Below are 17071 nucleotides of genomic sequence, written 5' to 3' on the forward strand. Positions count from 1 at the left end.
CAAAGCCGTACGGCGCTGTCCGCCGGGCGTGCGATCCTGGATACCGGTCGTGGCGCCCACCGGGCACCGCGGCCGGTACTGACGTTCCCCGACCGAAAGCCTGCCTGTGACCGCCACGGACCGCTCCATCGAGCTGATCAACGCCGCCGCCCAGGCGGCCGCGGACAAGCTCGCGCACGACATCATCGCGTACGACGTCAGCGACGTGCTGTCGATCACCGACGCCTTTCTGCTCGCCTCGGCTCCCAACGACCGCCAGGTCAAGGCCATCGTCGACGAGATCGAGGAGCGGCTGAACAAGAAACTGGGCGTCAAGCCCGTGCGCCGCGAGGGCGACCGGGAGGCCCGCTGGGTGCTGCTCGACTACGTCGACATCGTCGTGCACGTCCAGCACAGCGAGGAGCGTGTCTTCTACGCGCTGGAGCGGCTCTGGAAGGACTGCCCGGAGCTGGAGCTGCCCGCCGACGCCGCCGCCACCCGGGGCCGGTCCGAGGAGTACGCCAGGAGCGCGGCCTCCGAGGCCGGGCAGGACGGTGAGCTGAACTGAACGGCAGCAGCAACGGCCGCGGCCGCCGCATCATCCTCTGGCGCCACGGCCAGACCGCCTGGAACGTGGAACGCCGCTTCCAGGGGACGACCGACATCGAGCTGACCGGCACCGGCGTCGCCCAGGCGCGCCGGGCCGCCCGGCTGCTGACCGCGCTGGAGCCGCAGGCGATCGTGGCCTCCGACCTCCGGCGCGCCGCCGACACGGCGGCCGAGCTGGCCGTTCTGTGCGGTCTGGAGGTCACCCACGACGCGGGCCTGCGGGAAACCTTCGCCGGCAGCTGGCAGGGGCTGACCCACGAGGAGATCGTCGAGCGCTACGGCGAGCAGTACGCCCGCTGGAAGCGCGGCGAGGCGGTGCGCCGCGGCGGGGGCGAGCTGGAGACCGAGGTGGCCGACCGGGCGGCGCCCGTGGTCATGAGCCACGCCGACAAGCTCGCCGACGGCGGCACGCTCGTCGTCGTCAGCCACGGCGGCACGATCCGCACCACCATCGGCCGGCTGCTCGGCCTGGACTCCCACCACTGGGAGGCGCTCGGCGGCCTCTCCAACTGCTGCTGGTCCGTGCTGAGCGAGGGCGTGCGCGGCTGGCGGCTCACCGAGCACAACGCCGGGACGCTGCCCGAGCCGGTGCTCGGCGACGACACCTGAGAGCTGGCCCGTCCCGGCCGTTCGCCGGGCGTCCGGGGGTGCCCGGGGGCGGATTTCTCATTCCGGCTGGTCACCGGTTAAGCTTCTGCTCGTTCACAACGCGGCGGCGGAAACCCGGTCGGCGCGCGGCGAGCGCGGGGCTATAGCTCAGTTGGTAGAGCGCCTGCATGGCATGCAGGAGGTCAGGAGTTCAATTCTCCTTAGCTCCACCCCCATTCGATCCCGTCTCCCTCCGGGGAGGCGGGATCGTCGCGTTGCGGGAGAAACCGGAACGACAGCGGCCGCGACCGGCGACTCCTGCGGGCGGGGCGCTGACCGGGCCGGTCCTCCCATGGCAGAATCGGACGCCGGAAGGGGAGGAGTCAGATGCCGACGAGCGCGATCGAGGCGGCCGCCCGTCCTCCGGCCGGCACCGTGACCCTTCTCCACTGCCCCTCCTGCGGATCGGCCCTGGTCGCCCAGGTGCTCGGGGACAACGGCGGAGTCTCCTACGTCTGCACGGCCTGCGGCCACAGCTGGAGTGACTGATGGGTGCCCACAGCCGGAAATGCGACTGGTGCGGCAGCGGTACGCCCGTCGTGCGGGACATGGAGCCGCTCGACTCCGACTACCAGTACTGGTGCGAGGAGTGCGCGCGGGCCCTGATCATCGTCGGGGACCCGATCGAGACCTACCGCGAGCTCGACGGCGAGCCCATCTACGGCCGTCTGCTCGACGAGTACTGCACGCTGAAACGCTTCTACTCCTTCGCCACGGCCTGACGCGCCCCCGCCCCGGCCGGCACCGCCGCGGCCCCCGCCCCGGCTCCCGCCGCCTCGGCCGCCGTCGCGGCACGGCGCCGCAGAGCCCGTACGGCTACCACCGCGGTGAGACCTATGAAGGCCGCCCCGCACAGCGGATAGCCGGCCGAGAGCAGCATCTGCCCGCCGTGCTGGCGCAGTTCCGCCCGCTCACCCGGGGTGTGCGGCACCCACCACAGGGCGTACGAGCAGAAGAGCAGCGCGGACGCGGCCGTGGCCGCCTTCCACACCCGCCGGCCGGATCGGTGCAGCGTCTCGGAGACCAGCAGCACCAGCAGGGGTATGCACCACACCCAGTGGTGCGACCAGGAGACCGGGCTCACCAGCAGGGCCGTCATGGCGCAGGCCACGGTGGCCCAGGCGTCCAGCCCGGCCAGCAGCGCGGCCGTCCCGGCGGCCAGCCCGGCGACGGCCACCACCGCGGCGGCCCCGGCCCACCACAGCCCCGGGTCCGGGGTGTGCAGCAGCCGGGCGAGTGCCCCGCGCAGCGACTGGTTGGCGGTCTGCTCGACGAGGCCGGGACGGTCCGTGCTGAACACCACCTCGGTCCAGAAGCGCCGCGAGTCGCGCGGCAGTGCCACCGCGGCCAGCAGGGCGGTCCCGAGGAACGCGGCGCACGCCGTCAGCGACTGCCGCAGCAACGGGTTCCAGAAGCCGGTACGGTCCCCGGCCCGGCCCGCCGGGCCCACGTGGCCCGCCGGCGCCGAACGCCGTCCGCGCAGCCGCTGCCAGCCCTTGACGGTGCCCGCCACCGCCAGCAGGACCGCGAACAGCGCGGGCGTCAGCTTGAGCCCCGCCGCGACCCCGATGCCGATACCGGCCCAGCGGTAGCCGGCGTCCCCGGGACGCCGGGAGAGGTCCCAGAGCACCAGTACCGCCAGCAGCAGATTTATCTGGCCGTAGCGCAGCGTCGTCCAGACCGGCTCGCACCAGACCGCGGCGGCGGCCAGGGCGAGCGCCACCGCCGGGCGGGGCCACCACAGCGGGCGGCCCACCAGCCGCAGCGCGAGGTGGACGAGCACCACCAGCAGCGTCAGGTTCCCCGCGGTCGCCAGGGTCCGCATCTCGCCCACCCCGAGCAGGGTGAGCGGCATGAACAGGAGCGCGGCGAACGGCGGATACGTATTGGGCAGCCGCGCCTCGGTGGCCCGCATCGCGTACAGGTCCGCGCCGGCGCGCGCGGCCCAGCCCTCGGCGCGGTAGACCATGAGGTCGATCATCGTGACGTCCGCCAGGCGCTGGGCGCACCAGAACACCGCGAAGGAGAGGAGGCAGAGCGTCAGGGCGGTGGACAGCGGCCGGCCCCGGATCAGTTCACGCGTCGCCGGGGAGAGGGAGGGGGCGAGGGCCTTGTCGGCCGACTCCGTGGCGCTCACGCTGCGGGGCTCCAGTCGGGTTCGGGGACGGACCCGGCTGTACTCCGGGCGCGGGGACCGATGCTAACCACCCGGGTACCCCGGTGGCGCCGGGCGATGATCCCGGCCGCGGGCAATGATTTGGCGCTGAGCGGTGGAGTCCGTGTAATGTTGGCGCAGCCGCCACGGGGAACCGGGGCAGAAGCACGGGGCTATAGCTCAGTTGGTAGAGCGCCTGCATGGCATGCAGGAGGTCAGGAGTTCAATTCTCCTTAGCTCCACAGTGAACACAGTGAGCCGCGCTTCACAGTGAACAGAGCGGGCCGTCCGATCGGACGGCCCGCTCTGTCGTTCCTGTCGTTCCTGTCGTCCCCCGCCACCCCCGCCGTCAGCCCTCGGCGCGCCCGGCGGGGAGCGTACGGACGCCCGACGCGCGGTGCCCCGCCCGCGTCACCGGGACGCGGACGGGGCACCGGCAGCGGCCGTGCGCGGCCCGGCTCAGCCGCCGCCGCGCGGCAGCGCCTTGCGGCCGCCGGAGGGCGGCAGGGAGTTGCGCGGGGCCGGCGCCTCCTCCAGCCGCAGCGCCAGCTCGGGACAGCGGCGGACGGCCCGCTGCGCCTCGCCCTGGAGGTGCAGCGGCACGGGGGTGTCGGCCAGCACCGGATAGCCGTCCGGACCCTGCCGGACCAGCTCGGGGAGCACCCCCACGCAGATCAGCTGGCCCTTGCACAGGGTCCAGTCCACCATCAGCTTCTGCCCGCTGGGGATGCCCTCCTCCTGGTAGCCGGGCGACGGGAGCGGCAGCACACCGTGCGTGGGCCGGCCGCAGCCGCCCTGGAGCGCGTGCGCCGCCAGGTCGTCGGTGAAGGCGCTCAGCGAGGAGGTGAGGAACCGTACGGAGCCGTCCGGGTGCGCGCAGGCACCGCGGCCCTTCACCGACTGGGTGACCTGCCGGAGCGCCTCCAGCGCCGTACGGCCGCCGCCCCCCAGCACCTCGGCGAGCCCGGCCGCCGCCGCGGGCAGACCGAGCTTGCAGGGGCCGCACTGGCCCGCCGTCTCGGCGGCCAGCCAGTTGGCGACCCGCAGGCACTCGCCCAGCGGGCAGGTGTCCGGGCTCAGGGGCAGCAGCGCGCCGGCGCCGAGCGCGCCGCCCGCCGCGTCCATCGAGGCCCGCGAGATGGTGGCGCCGTGCGCCGACATCCCGTCCATCCACTTGCCGTGGTAGCCGCCGGACAGTACGCCCTGCGGCATCGGCGGGGCACCGGCCAGCTCCAGCACGTACCGCAGCGGCACCCCGCTGGGCACCTCCATGACCAGCGGCCGCGGCACGGAACCGGAGACCGTGAGCATGACGGTTCCGGGCTCGGTGCTCAGGCCGATGCTGCCGTAGCGGTCGGCGCCGAGCCGGGCGGCCACGGCGAGCTGGGCGAACGTCTCGCAGTTGGACAGCAGCGTGGGCGCGTTGGCCACGCCCGAGTCGGAGGCGCGGACCTTGCGGCCCGGCGGCAGCGACGGCCCTCCGTTCGCCGCCCGGATCACCGCCGACGACTCACCGGAGACCATCCGCTCGGGCGTGCGGATGATCCGCGCGCGCAGCGGCTGCCCGCGGCGGTCCGAAAGCCCCCGTTCGGCCAGGGCCTGCCGCATCGACGCCTCGGTCGAGTCACGCGTGACGGCGATGACGAGAGTGCGGGCGCCCAGTGCCTCGGCCGCCAGCAGGGCCCCGTCCAGCGGCAGATGCGGGGCCCGGTTCATGAGCAGGGTGTCCTTGCGGCAATTGGGTTCCCCCTCGCTGCCGTTGATGACGACGACGGGGCGGACCCCGCGGCGTATCGCGGACTTGGCGACCGCCCGCAGCTTCTTGCCGAAGGGGAAACCGGCACCGCCCTTCCCCTTCAGCGAGATGAGCTCGGCCAGTTCGGCCAGGCGCTCCCCGGGCATGGGCTGGAGTGGCCCGTGCACCTTCAGGTGCATGTCGAGGTCGAGGCGGTGGGTGAGGTCCAAGCCGGCGGTCAGCTGGGGGACTCCGACGACCCGGAGATCGAGTACGTCGGGCAGCTCGGCGTTTATGGTCGGCCTCCTGCGGTTTCTTGCCAGGGTTCACCGGGCGGGGGCGGATACGAGAATCCGGTCGAGGTGTCGGTCAGCGGGTCGGGCTGGGGCGCGGGCCTGAGGTTCTCGGCCGGTGCGGGCGGCGGCGGGGACGGCGTCGGCCAGCGCTCGGATGATGCCAGATGCGTCACGCCGGGGAACGGCTCGGTCAGCGGATCGCGCAGCGGGTCCGGGCCGCGGCCGGCCAGGGGGTCTCCCGCCTGCCGGGGGAAGGCCTCCGCGGACGGGTCCCCCTGGCCCGTCACCGAGCCCGTCACCGAACCGGTCAGCGGCTGGCCCGCCGGGCCGCCCGGCCCGCCCCAGCCGCCGCCGTAACCGTCCGGTCCGCCGTATCCCGCCGCCCCGCCGTATCCGCCCGTACCGCCGCCGGAGTCCGGGTAGGCCGGCATCTGCCGGGTGGGAGCCTCCGCGAAGCCCTGGCTGCCCGCCGCGGGCGCCATCAGAGGGTCTCCCCGTCCGCCGGACGTCTGGTCGGACGCCATCGCGCGGTACCCCGCCGACAGGCCGGAGCCCAGGCCACTGCCGATCGGCACCGCGCGGGTCGAGTCGAGTGGCGGCCGCATCTCGTCGCGGCCCCCGGCCGAGGCGGGCGCGGACGCCGCCGCACCGCGGGGCCGGGCCCCCGCGCCCGGCAAGGGGGAGACCGAGGTGTCGCGGCGGGCGCCCTCCCCGTCCGCCGCGGGGGAGCGGCGTCCGGTGTCGGCGTCCGGCTGCATCACCGACAGCACCAGCCGGGCGATCCGCCGCCGCTGCGGCTGGGGCAGCAGCCGCGCGGCCACCGCCAGGCCCACGGCCAGCAGGGATATCCCGTACATGGCGGTCACCCAGCCGGCCGCCGGGCGGCCTGCGTAGAGGCCGTGCAGCACGGCGAAGCACCACGACGGATAGGCCACGGCGTGGATGGCGCGCCAGCGGCCCGCGACCTCTCGGTTGGGCACGAAGGTGCTGCGCAGCGCGCCGGTGGAACCCGCGATCACCATGAGATAAGCGGCCATCGAACCCATGCCGATCAGCCCGCCCGCGCCGGTGATGCCCAGGCTGAAGGGGATGAGGGCGGCGATCAGGGGAGCGTGGTCCAGCGAGACCTTGACCGCGACGTGCACCACCAGGAAGCCGAGCGAGGCGACGGCGACGGCGCGGTGGACCCCCTGCGCCAGCAGCCGGTCCCGCGGGTTCAGCAGCAGCCGGTGGGCCGCGATCAGACCCCAGACCACGGACGCGGTGAGCGTGAGGAGCGAGAGGACGCCGGCGCCGAAGTCCAGGAAGGCGCGGAAACGGTCGCCCGTGGCCAGGGCCAGGACGAGCGGGACAACGAGCAGGAGCGCGACCGACGCGGCGAAGACCTTGGTCTGCGACGCGGCCGGTTTGGGGAGGGAGGGCATGTTCCGTGGAACCTTGCGATGAGGTTTCATGCGAGGCGACTCCTGTGACGCGAGGAAGGGGTCCCGGCTCCGCATGCTGAGTGGCCTGTCGGGCAACGTCCGGGCGTATGGATATTTGCTCGAACGACCAATACGGACCGGGAGCGCCCGGTGTTCAATCGGCGGCTCGGTGCGTCGGCCGGGACCGCTGCGGTACCCTGACACGCATGCGTGCCGTACGCCTTCTGCTTAGCGAGCCGCGCTGATCAGTCCCGGCCGGTGGAAGAACCACCGGGCCGGAATCGGCGCGGCGTCCCCTCCTGTGCGAGGGGTTTTTCCATTTCCGGGACATGCCTCGCAGAGGGCAGAGACGATCGATGGAGCTTTGAGACGATGAGCGACACCCATTCCGCCCCCGGGCCGGCCGCGGCGCCCTTCCGGTACGAGGCGGCCCTGGCAGCCGACATCGAGGCACGCTGGCAGGACTTCTGGGACGCCGAGGGCGTCTACGAGGCACCCAACCCCACCGGCGACCTGGCCGCCGACGGCGGCGCCGGTACGGCGGACCGGCCGAAGAAATACATCATGGACATGTTCCCGTACCCCTCGGGCGCGGGACTCCACGTGGGCCATCCGCTGGGCTACATCGCCACCGACGTCTACGCCCGCTTCAGCCGGATGACCGGTCACAACGTCCTGCACACCCTGGGCTTCGACGCCTTCGGCCTGCCCGCCGAGCAGTACGCCGTGCAGACCGGCACGCACCCGCGGACCAGCACCGAGGCGAACATCGGGAACATGCAGGCCCAGCTGCGCCGGCTGGGCCTGGGCCACGACAAGCGCCGGTCGTTCGCCACGATCGACCCGGACTACTACAAGTGGACCCAGTGGATCTTCCTGCAGATCTTCAACTCCTGGTATGACGAGGCGGCGGACAAGGCACGGCCCATCGCCACCCTGATCGAGCAGTTCGAGAGCGGGGAGCGCGAGACCCCGGCCGGATGGCGCCCCTGGAGCGAGCTGGACGCGGCCGGACGGGCCGGTCTGCTGGGCGAGTACCGGCTGGCCTACGCCTCCGACGCGCCGGTCAACTGGTGCCCCGGCCTGGGCACCGTGCTGGCCAACGAGGAGGTCACCGCCGAGGGCCGCTCCGAGCGCGGCAACTTCCCCGTCTTCAAGGCCAAGCTGCGCCAGTGGAACATGCGCATCACCGCCTACGCCGACCGGCTGCTGAACGACCTGGACGCGCTGGACTGGCCCGAGGCCATCAAGCTGCAGCAGCGCAACTGGATCGGCCGCAGTGAGGGCGCCCGCGTCGGCTTCCCGGTGCGCACGGCCGCCGGAGCCGAGCGCGCGGTCACCGTCTTCACCACCCGCCAGGACACCCTGTTCGGCGCCACGTACATGGTGCTGGCCCCGGAGCACGAGCTGGTCTCGGGCGAGGACTCGATCGTTCCGGCCGCCTGGCCCGAGGACACCCACGCCGTCTGGACCGGCGGGCACGCGACCCCATCCGAGGCCGTCGCCGCGTACCGCAAGCAGGCCGCGTCGAAGTCCGACGTCGAGCGGCAGGCCGACGCCAAGGAGAAGACCGGCGTCTTCACCGGCGCTTACGCCGTCAACCCGGTCAGCGGCGAGCGCGTTCCCGTCTTCATCGCCGACTACGTGCTGATGGGGTACGGCACCGGCGCCATCATGGCCGTACCGGCGCACGACAGCCGTGACTTCGCGTTCGCGCGCGCTTTCGAGCTGCCGATGCGCTGCGTCGTCGAACCGTCCGACGGCCGCGGCACCGACCCGGCCGGCTGGGACGACGCCTTCGCCTCGTACGACGCGCGGATCGTCAACTCGGCGGGCGACGGCCTGTCGCTGGACGGGCTGACCGTCACCGAGGCCAAGGCACGGATCACCGACTGGCTGACCGAGCGCGGCATTGGCGAGGGCACCGTCAACTTCCGCCTGCGCGACTGGCTGTTCAGCCGCCAGCGCTACTGGGGTGAGCCCTTCCCCATCGTCTACGACGAGGACGGCGTCGCCCACCCGCTGCCCGAGTCGATGCTGCCGCTGGAACTGCCGGAGGTCGACGACTACTCCCCGCGCACCTTCGACCCGGACGACCCCGACACCTCCCCGGAGACCCCGCTCTCCCGGAACGAGGAATGGGTGAACGTGCGTCTGGACCTGGGTGACGGGCGCGGCCCGCGGATGTACCGCCGCGAGACCAACACCATGCCCAACTGGGCCGGTTCCTGCTGGTACGAGCTGCGCTACCTGGACCCGCACAACAGCGAGAAACTGGTCGATCCCGGGATCGAGCGCTATTGGATGGGCCCGCGCGAGGGGCAGCCGCACGGCGGTGTCGACCTGTACGTCGGCGGCGCGGAGCACGCCGTGCTGCATCTGCTGTACGCCCGTTTCTGGTCCAAGGTGCTGTACGACCTGGGGCACGTGTCCTCCGCCGAGCCGTTCCACAAGCTGTACAACCAGGGCATGATCCAGGCCTACGTCTACCGGGACAGCCGCGGCATCGCCGTCCCGGCCGCCGAGGTCGAGGAACGCGACGGTGCCTTCTGGTACGAGGGCGAGAAGGTCACCCGGCTGCTGGGCAAGATGGGCAAGTCGCTGAAGAACGCCGTCACGCCCGACGAGATCTGCGCCGAGTACGGTGCGGACACGCTGCGCCTGTACGAGATGGCAATGGGCCCGCTGGACGTCTCCCGGCCCTGGGACACCCGCGCGGTCGTCGGCCAGTACCGGCTGCTGCAGCGGCTGTGGCGCAACGTCGTCGACGAGAACACCGGCGAGGTGACCGTCACCGACGCCGAACCCGGCGAGGCCGCCCTGCGGGCCCTGCACAAGGCGATCGACGGCGTCACCCAGGACATGGCCGCGCTGCGCTTCAACACGGCCATCGCCAAGGTCACCGAGCTGAACAACCATCTGACCAAGGCGGGCGGCCCGGTGCCCCGGACGGTGGCCGAGCGGCTGGTGCTGCTGGTCGCGCCGCTGGCTCCGCACATCGCCGAGGAGCTGTGGCACCGGCTGGGCCACACGACCTCGGTGGTCCACGAGCCCTTCCCGGTCGCCGACCCGGCCTATGTCCAGGACGAGACCGTCACCTGCGTGGTGCAGGTCAAGGGCAAGGTGAAGGCGCGGCTGGAGGTGGCGCCTTCCATCACCGAGGGCGAACTGGAGGCGCTGGCCCTGGCGCAGGAACCGGTGCGTGCCGCGCTGGGCGGTGCGGACATCCGCAAGGTGATCGTGCGAGCGCCGAAGCTGGTCAACATCGTCCCGGCGTGACCCCGGCCCGTAGGGGTTTCTCAGGGTTTTTCCCGGGCGGGCCGGGGGTTCGGACGGAACCCCCGGCCCGCCCCGGGCGTTTACCGTGGAGGGGTGGGGCGCGCGGTGCCCCACTGCGCGGCCACCGGTCCGGACGCCGCGCACCGGTGCACGAAGACTGCAGGGAGCGTTCATGGAAGCCGCGATTCTGGTGGTGGTCCTCTTCTTCGTGCTCTTCGTCGCAGCCGGGGTCTACGCGACGGCCAAGGCCGTGGGTGCCGCCAAGCGCGGTGTCGACCGCACGGTCGCCCAGGCCCGCCGAACGGTCGAGGACACCACGCTCAAAGCCCGGCAGCTGGCCCTGCCCGGGGCGGCGGGCGAGGTGGCCCAACTGCGGCTCTCCCTCCGCACCTCCCTGCGGGCCACCCAGGAGACCCTGCGGGCGGCCGCGCCGGACGACGCGTCGCTCGGCGAGGCGCTGAGCCTGTTCGACCGGCTCAGCACGCACGGCCGGGAACTGGACGCCGAGCTGAAGCGGCTGGAGAGCGAGCCCGACAAGAGCCGGGTGACCGCACGCCTTCCCGAACTGCGGGAACGCACCGAGCGAATCGTGCACTCGGCCGACTCCCTGCGCTGGGCCGCACAGGACCGCGCCCACCGGTTCGCCGACGACGACCTGGGCGACCTGACCGGCCAGATCCAGATGGAGGCGGGCGCGCTGCGGCACTGGACGCCGACCGGGACGGCGGCTGGTACACCGGCCGGCGGCGACGCCGGCCCGGCGGAGGCCGCGGACGCCGCAGGGCCGGACCCGGCCCGCGCGAAGCCCGCAGGACCGGACGCCTCACGGCCGGACGCCGGGGAGGCCGGAGCGCAGGAGGCCCCGCGCACACCGCCTGCCCTCACGGCCCGCGAGCCCCGGCTGCGCACCGGCTTCCCCTGGGAGAAGACCCGGCGCCCCGAGAGCACCACATGAGTCGTCCGCGCGGCGGTGCGTTTCCCGCAGTTGCGGTCGCAGTCGCAGTCGCAGCCGCGGCTGTCCGGCGGGTGACGGCCGTGGGGCCGTGGGCCGAACCGGCGTCGCCGGACCGGTGCGTGCCGGTCCCGCGCATCCCGGCGCCCGGCCTGCCGGCGCGGTGTCCGTCTGTTCCGGCCGGGACCGGCGGCCCACAGGCCTCCCCCGCGCTGTCCGCGCCTGTCATCCCCGGATAACCTCCCCTTCATGTCCCGCCATGTCGCGATCGTCACCGATTCCACGGCCTATCTGCCGCCGCAGGCGATGGAACGGCACGCCATCCGGGCCGTACCACTGACCGTGGTGCTCGGTGACCGGGCCCTGGAGGAGGGCACCGAGGTCTCCGCGCGGTCCGTCGCCCAGGCGCTGAGGCACCGGACACCGGTGACCACGTCCCGGCCGAGCCCGGAGATGTTCGCCGCCACCTACCGTGAGGTGGCCGCGGCCGGGGCGTCGGGCATCGTGTCCCTCCATCTGTCGGCGGAGATGTCCGGCACGTATGACGCGGCCGTGCTCGCCGCACGCGAGGCGCCGGTCCCGGTGCGGGTCGTGGACACCGGCATGGTCGCGATGGCCCTCGGTTTCTGCGCACTGACCGCCGCGGAGACGGCCGAGGCGGGAGGCACTCTGGACGAGGCGGTGGCCGCGGCCGAGAAGCGCGCGGAGGGCACCACGGCCTACTTTTATGTGGACACCCTCGACTATCTGCGGCGCGGCGGCCGGATCGGTGCCGCGCAGGCGCTGCTTGGTTCGGCACTGGCGGTGAAGCCGCTGCTGAGACTGGGCGGCGGGCGGATCGAGCCGCTGGAGAAGGTGCGCACGGCGTCGAAGGCCATCGCCCGGCTGGAGGAGATCGTGGTGGAGCGGGCCGCTGCGGGCCCGGTGGACATCGCGGTGCACCATCTCGCCGCCGGGGACCGGGCGGAGGCCCTGGCGGACCGGCTGCGGAGGCGGGTGCCCGGGCTGGCCGAACTCCTGGTCAGCGAGGTTGGCGCGGTGATCGGCGCCCACACCGGGCCGGGGCTGCTCGGCGTGGTGGTGTCGCCGCGGATCTGACCGCGGCCCGGCAAGGCCGCGGCCGGACGCCTCCGGGCGACGGCGGAGTGGTGACGCGGTCGCGGGAACACTTCCCTGCTCCGCCGGCGGAAGCCGCGCGCCGTTGAGAACGGCGGGAACCCCGACCGGATCACCGGGCGGCCGGATGCGGAGGAGCCGGGAGGAGCGCGCCAGAAGGGCGCGGAGACGCGGGAGCGACACGGCGGGAAGACAAAAACGGTTCATGCCCCGCAGTGAAGCGGCATCGGGGCCGAATCGGCGGGCTGGGGCCGGACATTCATCCGAAGCGGGCACGGAGTTTTCCACAACCGGCGAGTTATCCACGGCATTTCCGGCTTTTCCGCCGAGCACGGCCACGCGTCCTACCGTCGCCGCATGGACATCCGATCACACACCGTGACGACCGCGTCGGGACCGGGCCGTGGTGCCACACGTGGGCCCGGAAGGCCCGGGGCGGACCGCCGCGCCCGGCGCAGGCACCGCTCCCCCCGGACAACGCCTGTGTACGGCCGGGACACACCGGACGGGACGAGGGCGCGCGCGACGGCTCTCTTCGGCGGTCTCCCGGCCCGCGCGCCGGTGATCCCGGAACCGGCGGCCCCGCCGGAGCCCGCGCCCGCGCCGGTGAGCGACCCGGATTCGCGGGGGCGGAGGAGCGGGGAAGCGCGTCCGCTGCCGTGGTACTCCCGATGGCGGCTCGCCCTCGGCGAACGGCTGCCCTTGTGGGTGAGTCTGCGCTGCGGGGCGGAGCCGAGGACGCTTGCCGCGCTCGCCGTCCTGCTCGTGGTCGCGGTCGGATTCGCGGGCCACCACTTCTGGTCCGGACGGCCCGAGGCGGTGCGGGTGCCCGCGGCCGAACCGGCCGGCGCGGCCGGTCCCGTGGCCCTCCCCGGGGCCGCGGAACCGGCTCCGCCTCCGTCTCCCGGGCCCGTCCGTCCGGCCGGAGACCGCGCCGTCGTGGTGGATGTGGCGGGCAAGGTCCGCAAGCCGGGGATTCGCCGGCTCCCCGCGGGATCGCGGGTCGCGGACGCGCTCGAAGCGGCCGGTGGCGTCCGTCCGGGCACGGACACCACCGGGCTCAACCGGGCCCGCGTCCTGACTGACGGTGAACAGATCGTGGTGGGCGGCCCCGCGGCTCCGCCCGTCTCCGGCGGGGGAGCGGCGGGCGTACCCGGTCCGGCGGCCAGGGGCGCGGCCGCCGGACCCGTCAGTCTCAGCACCGCCACACTCGAGCAGCTGGACGGCCTCCCCGGTGTCGGGCCGGTCCTGGCCCAGCGCATCCTCGAACACCGCGACCGTCAGGGGGGTTTCACCTCCGTCGACCAGCTTCGCGAGGTGAACGGCATCGGCGACCGCAGGTTCGCCGACATCCAGCCCCTGGTGCGGCCATGAGCGGGGTGACCGCACCCGCCGACGCTCCCGTCCGGAGCGCTGACTCCCCGCGCCCGCGCCCAGAGGGTCTGGATCTGCGGTTGCTGCCCTGCGCTCTGGCCGCTTGGGCGGCTGCCGCCGCGGCGGTCGGAGTCCGGCCCGTCGTGGCGGTGGTCGGCGCGGGCTGCTGCGCGGTGACGGGGCTGGCGGTGCTGCTCGTGGCTCTCACCCGAGGCCGGACTGCGAACCCCGGCCGGGACCGTACCGCCGTCCGGACGGCCGCCGGGGAACCGTCCGGTGCGGGCCCGGTGGCGGGGCCGGCCGTGACACGGCGCCGGGGCAGCACAGGGGTCGCACTGGCGGCGGTCCTCTTCTGCGCGGCGGCCGCGGCCGGCTCGGGAGCTCTGCGCGCCGCCGATCTGCACCGGGGTCCGCTGCCCGGCCTGGCACGGCAGTCGGCGGGGGTCACGGCCGAGGTGACCGTCACCGGTGATCCGAGGCTCACCCGTCCGCGGGTGAACGGTCCGCGGAGCACCCCACCCGCCGTGGTGCTGACGGCCGAGGCCCGGCGGGTCACGGCCGGGGACGGCACGGTCACCGAGGTCCGCACACCGGTACTCGTCTTCGTTCCGCTCCGGGCCGTCGCCGGGCGGTCCGAGGACGAGCGGCGCACGGGGGTGCGAGAGCGGGCGGCGTGGCTGCGGCTGCTGCCGTCCACGCGGCTGCGGCTGCAGGCGCGGGCCGTGCCGTCGCAGGGCGGGGGCGACCGGGTGGCCGCCGTGCTGCGGGTCACCGGTAAGGGACCGCCGGTGGTGGTGCGGGGACCGACCGCCGTGCAGCGGGGGGCCGGTGAGCTGCGGGCGGGTCTGCGGAAAGCGTCCGACGGACTGTCGGCCGACGCGCGGGCGCTCCTCCCCGGACTGGTGGTGGGCGACACCTCGCGGGTACCGGCCGATCTCGACCGGGCCTTCCACGCAACCGACTTGGTGCATCTGCTCTCCGTGAGCGGCGCCAACCTCACGATCGTGCTGGCTCTGCTGATCGGCCCCCCGCATCTGGCCATCCGGGCCGAACGGCGCGGACTGGCGCCCCGGTTCGGGATCCCGCTGCGCGGCACGGCCCTGCTCGGCGGACTGCTCACCCTGGGCTTCGTCATCGTGTGCCGGCCGGAGCCGAGTGTCCTGCGGGCCGCCGCCTGCGGTGGGATCGCCCTGCTGGCCATCGCCACCGGCCGGCGGAGATCGCTGCTGCCCGCGCTGGCCGCCGCGGTCCTGCTGCTCGTCCTGTACGACCCGTGGCTCGCCCGCTCCTACGGCTTTCTGCTCTCGGTGCTGGCGACCGGGGCGCTGCTGACCGTCGCCCCGCGCTGGAGCGCGGCCCTGCAGCGACGCCGGGTCCCCGGCCGGCTGGCCGAGGTGCTGGCCGCCGCCGCGGCGGCACAGGCCGTGTGCGCGCCGGTGGTCGCGGTCCTGGCGGCACGGGTGAGCCTGGTCGCGGTTCCCTGCAATCTGTTCGCCGAACTCGCCGTGGCCCCGGCCACGGTGCTGGGTTTCGCCGCGCTCGCGACGGCCCCGCTCGCGATGCCGGCCGCCGAGGCGCTGGCCTGGCTCGCCGGGTGGCCGGTGGAGTGGATCGCGGCCGTGGCCCGCGCCGGCGCGGCGCTGCCGGGCGCGGAGCTGGACTGGCCGGGCGGCTGGACCGGCGGGCTGCTGCTCGCCGCCGTGACGGCGGCGCTGGTGCCGTTGGGTCCGCGGCTGGCGCGCCACCCATGGCTCTGCGCGGGCTGTGCCCTGGTCCTGCTGGTGGCCGTGGTCCGCCCGGGGCCGCTGCCGCGGTTCGTCACCGGCTGGCCCCCGCCGGGGTGGCGGCTCACCGTGTGCGACGTGTTCCCTGTTGAATCGACGTGTTGAAGCCGAAGCAGGAGGGGACATTATGACTGGCTGGCGCGTCTTCTGGGTGCCGAAGAGCCGTGCGGTTGATCCGCAGAGGGTGCCCGCTTTGGCAGGTTTGGGCGATCTGGCGGAGAGGGAGGACCACACGGGAATCCACGCAGGGGACCCGATCTTCTTGTCGCCTGACTACCGAATTGATGAACTGCTGAGTCTGTATCTGTGCCGGTCTTCCTTCGCCCGTCTCGCGGTGGAGACCAAGCGGAATTACACCGATGACTACGCGATCTTCTTTGACTTCCTCTGGGTCAGGGGCAAGGCGTGGAACGAGGCCACGGCCGATGATCTCTGGGACTTCGAGGACTGGCGTACGCGCTCGCCCCGGAACCCGGAGAAGGTCGGCGCCGCACGTTGGAACCGTGGTCTTGCTGCGCTGACTCGCCTGTACAAGTGGGCTGTTGCCACGGAGAACATGGCGAGCAACCCGATCCTGATGCATGCCGTGGCCGGCTATCAGGGCGACGTGGTGCAGACGCCGGAAGCCCGGGCGAAGGAGGCCAAGTCCAGTGATGTGCACTGGCTGACACCGCGGATGTTCCGGCTCTGGGTGGACGTAGGTCTCCGCGGCTATACGGTGGAGGGTCTGCCGTCGCCGGACTGGCGGGGACGTCTGGAAGTTCGCAATGTCGCCTTCGCTGATCTGCTCTTTTCCTCGGGGATGCGGCTGACCGAGGGAGCGTCGCTGCTGACGATCGAGGTGCCGAGGCTGCGACTTGGAGGCCCGCGCTACTACACAGGGCGGCTTGCGAAGCGGGTGACGAAGTCCAAGCGAGCTCGCACCTACTACGTGGCATCGCCTGTGGTCGGCGAGGTGGAGAGTTACATGGAGTCGCTGCGGGCCCGGGTGATCCGACGTGCGCAGGCGAGGGGCCGATATGACGCCCTGGAGGAGATGCGCCTGCTCACGAAGGTCACCGGGCGTCGCAAGAAGATCCTGCACTGGGTCGACCGAGACGGCATGGTGGGGAGGACGCCGCTGACGGAGGCGCCGGTGGAGGAGCGGATGACGTACTTCACCGAGGGCCCCACGGGCCCGGAACCGGTGTGGTTGTGGCTGAACGAGCAGGGACTGCCGTTCCATCCGGCATCGTGGGAGAACGTCTTCTGTACGGCTTCGGACCGGTGCGACGACGTTCTGGGACCGGTGATGGCGGAGCCGCCGTTTTGCACTCCGCACATGTGCCGGCACTCCTTCGCCCTCTACATGCTCGTGGTGCTACACCACGTCATGGACGTGCGTATGGGCCTCACCCCTGAGGAGAGGCGGGACTTCCGGCTTCTCTACGGCGATCCGTGGCGCATGGTGCAGGATCTGCTGGGTCACCGGGACATCGAGCTGACCCGCAAGATCTACCTGGCGCCCGTCTCGGACCTGCAGATCCGGGCGCTGATGGCCGACCCGGCACCGCGGGACACCGAGGCCGGCGGCCTGAGCGTGTCCGATGCACGGGTCACGTCGCTGCTGGCCCGCATCGCGGAGGAGAGCGACGGCATCCAGGACATCGACACGCTGCTGGAGACGGCGTGAGCCGGAGGGGCCGCAAGGCGGCTCTTCCTGAGGCCGGGCATCGGCGGC

Annotated in this window: 12 protein-coding genes, 2 tRNA genes and 1 pseudogene; 12 read left to right on the forward strand and 3 right to left on the reverse strand. The window is 73.2% G+C overall.

Annotated features, from left to right (window positions below; translation table 11 throughout):
- Positions 1-106 precede the first annotated feature (106 nt).
- The 5 genes from rsfS to IF83_RS0123450 all read left to right on the forward strand — a co-directional run bounded on the left by rsfS (position 107) and on the right by IF83_RS0123450 (position 1958).
- The gene (gene rsfS / locus IF83_RS0123430; protein ID WP_030547291.1) at positions 107-547 is read left to right on the forward strand and encodes a ribosome silencing factor; all 441 of its coding nucleotides are present in this window, start codon (positions 107-109) and stop codon (positions 545-547) included.
- Positions 544-1197, forward strand: a complete 654-nt coding sequence (locus tag IF83_RS0123435; RefSeq protein WP_030547293.1) for a histidine phosphatase family protein — start codon at positions 544-546, stop codon at positions 1195-1197. Before rsfS ends, IF83_RS0123435 begins: the two co-directional genes overlap by 4 nt.
- A gap of 136 nt (positions 1198-1333) precedes the next feature.
- Positions 1334-1406, forward strand: a tRNA-Ala gene (locus IF83_RS0123440).
- Positions 1407-1563: 157 nt separating this feature from the next.
- Positions 1564-1725, forward strand: coding sequence for a hypothetical protein (locus IF83_RS34160; RefSeq protein WP_167343622.1), 162 nt, complete (start codon positions 1564-1566; stop codon positions 1723-1725).
- Positions 1725-1958 (forward strand): hypothetical protein, encoded by a 234-nt coding sequence (locus IF83_RS0123450; protein WP_019706682.1) that lies wholly within the window; start codon positions 1725-1727, stop codon positions 1956-1958. Before IF83_RS34160 ends, IF83_RS0123450 begins: the two co-directional genes overlap by 1 nt.
- On the opposite strand, the gene IF83_RS0123455 is transcribed toward IF83_RS0123450, so the two are convergent.
- The gene (locus IF83_RS0123455) at positions 1937-3310 is read right to left on the reverse strand and encodes a glycosyltransferase 87 family protein (RefSeq protein ID WP_107046857.1); all 1374 of its coding nucleotides are present in this window, start codon (positions 3308-3310) and stop codon (positions 1937-1939) included. The genes IF83_RS0123450 and IF83_RS0123455 overlap by 22 nt on opposite strands.
- Positions 3311-3560: 250 nt before the next feature.
- Between IF83_RS0123455 and IF83_RS0123460 the strand changes: the two genes are divergently transcribed.
- Positions 3561-3633 (forward strand) — tRNA-Ala (locus IF83_RS0123460).
- A gap of 217 nt (positions 3634-3850) precedes the next feature.
- Here the strand turns inward: IF83_RS0123460 and IF83_RS0123465 are convergent.
- Both IF83_RS0123465 and IF83_RS0123470 read right to left on the reverse strand, forming a co-directional pair.
- Positions 3851-5422, reverse strand: coding sequence for an NADH-quinone oxidoreductase subunit NuoF family protein (locus IF83_RS0123465; protein ID WP_030547296.1), 1572 nt, complete (start codon positions 5420-5422; stop codon positions 3851-3853).
- The gene (locus IF83_RS0123470) at positions 5419-6846 is read right to left on the reverse strand and encodes a ferric reductase-like transmembrane domain-containing protein (RefSeq protein ID WP_051723238.1); all 1428 of its coding nucleotides are present in this window, start codon (positions 6844-6846) and stop codon (positions 5419-5421) included. The genes IF83_RS0123465 and IF83_RS0123470 overlap by 4 nt, the downstream gene beginning before the upstream one ends.
- A 372-nt stretch (positions 6847-7218) precedes the next feature.
- Between IF83_RS0123470 and leuS the strand changes: the two genes are divergently transcribed.
- The 6 genes and pseudogenes from leuS (at position 7219) to IF83_RS0123500 (ending at position 17023) form a co-directional block, all read left to right on the forward strand.
- Positions 7219-10125: a leucine--tRNA ligase gene (gene leuS / locus IF83_RS0123475; RefSeq protein WP_030547300.1), complete on the forward strand. Its 2907-nt coding sequence runs from the start codon at positions 7219-7221 to the stop codon at positions 10123-10125.
- Between the two features lie 172 nt (positions 10126-10297).
- Positions 10298-11080: a hypothetical protein gene (locus IF83_RS0123480; RefSeq protein ID WP_030547302.1), complete on the forward strand. Its 783-nt coding sequence runs from the start codon at positions 10298-10300 to the stop codon at positions 11078-11080.
- Between the two features lie 246 nt (positions 11081-11326).
- Positions 11327-12175 carry a DegV family protein gene (locus IF83_RS0123485; protein WP_030547304.1) on the forward strand — a complete coding sequence of 283 codons (849 nt, stop codon included), beginning with the start codon at positions 11327-11329 and terminating at the stop codon, positions 12173-12175.
- 726 nt (positions 12176-12901) lie between these two features.
- Positions 12902-13567, forward strand: a complete 666-nt coding sequence (locus tag IF83_RS0123490; protein ID WP_347877119.1) for a ComEA family DNA-binding protein — start codon at positions 12902-12904, stop codon at positions 13565-13567.
- Positions 13564-15432: pseudogene (locus IF83_RS0123495) on the forward strand (ComEC/Rec2 family competence protein); the annotation flags it as partial. The gene IF83_RS0123490 and the pseudogene IF83_RS0123495, both read left to right, overlap by 4 nt.
- Positions 15433-15478: 46 nt before the next feature.
- Positions 15479-17023 carry a site-specific integrase gene (locus IF83_RS0123500; protein WP_030547316.1) on the forward strand — a complete coding sequence of 515 codons (1545 nt, stop codon included), beginning with the start codon at positions 15479-15481 and terminating at the stop codon, positions 17021-17023.
- The last annotated feature ends 48 nt before the right edge of the window (positions 17024-17071 follow it).

It is taken from the genome of Streptomyces albus subsp. albus, assembly GCF_000719865.1.
In the GTDB taxonomy this organism is placed as follows: domain Bacteria; phylum Actinomycetota; class Actinomycetes; order Streptomycetales; family Streptomycetaceae; genus Streptomyces; species Streptomyces albus_E.